This window comes from Pseudoxanthomonas spadix, from assembly GCF_003703395.1.
Lineage (GTDB): Bacteria > Pseudomonadota > Gammaproteobacteria > Xanthomonadales > Xanthomonadaceae > Pseudoxanthomonas_A > Pseudoxanthomonas_A spadix.
Genome location: NZ_RDQN01000024.1, coordinates 1 through 1,140 on the forward strand (window position 1 = coordinate 1; position 1,140 = coordinate 1,140).

At 64.6% G+C, this 1,140-nt stretch carries 1 protein-coding gene; it reads right to left on the reverse strand.

Features of this window, described 5'->3' with window-relative positions:
* Complete coding sequence (locus D9R12_RS15495; RefSeq protein WP_122227672.1) at window positions 1–1,086, reverse strand: IS630 family transposase; 1,086 nt, start codon at window positions 1,084–1,086, stop codon at window positions 1–3.
* Window positions 1,087–1,140 lie beyond the last annotated feature (54 nt).

Below are 1,140 nucleotides of genomic sequence, written 5' to 3' on the forward strand. Positions count from 1 at the left end.
CTAGTGTAGTGTTCCATTCTGTTTGGAACTTAAGCGCTGATTGGCGCGGATCACCTTCTGCAGGATGTCGCGGGCGCTTCTGGTCCAGATGAACGGCTTGGGTTTGGTGTTGTGATGCGCGAGGTACTCATCGATGGCGGCGATCAGTTCGGGCACGCTGGTGAACACCCCGCGGCGCAGCCGCTCGGTGGTGATGTCGCGGAAGAAGCGCTCAACCATGTTCAGCCACGAGGCGGAGGTGGGCGTGAAGTGCATGGTGAAGCGCGGGTGCTTGGCTAGCCACTTCTGGACATTGGGATGCTTGTGGGTGGCGTAGTTGTCGGCGATCAGATGCAGCGTCTTGTCCTTGGGCGTCTGGCGGTCGATCTGGCGCAGGAACTTCAGCCATTCGACGTGGGTGTGGCGCGGCTGGCACTGGCCAATGACCTGCCCGTCGAGCACGTTGAGCGCAGCAAACAGCGTGGTCGTGCCATTGCGCTTGTAGTCGTGCGTCATCGTCTGCGCGCGGCCCTTCTTCAGCGGCAGCCCGGGCTGGGTGCGGTCCAACGCCTGCACCTGGCTCTTCTCGTCGCAGCACAGCACCAGCGCATGCTCGGGCGGCGACAGGTACAGGCCGACGATGTCTTCGAGCTTCTCGACGAACTGCGGGTCGCGCGAGACCTTGAAGCTGCGCACGAGGTGCGGCTTCAAACCGTGGGCGTGCCAATGCCGCATCACGGTGCTGGGGCTCACGCCCAGCTCGGCGGCCATCTTGCGCGTACTCCAGTGCGTGGCCGCCGCCGGCTGGCTCTGCGTGGTCAACTCCACCAGCCGCGCCGCGTCGACCTTGGCCGGCGGCGCCCCGCGCGGCAAGTCGCGCTCGATCCCGGCCATCCGCGACTGCGCATATCGCGCGCGCCAGCGCGAGACCTGTACGCGCCCCACCCCTACTTGCTCGGCGATCTCCTTGTTCTGCATGCCGTCCGCAGCCAGCAGCACCATGCGGGCGCGCTGCGCCAGCCTCACGCTCGTGCGCTTGGAGCGAACCAGTCTCGTCAACTCGGCTCGCTCCTCGTCGCTCAGCACAATCTCAGGGGCAACTCGCACTTGCACTCTCCACTCTTCGTCCTCGTAGAGTGTTGGAACGATGGATTTCATATA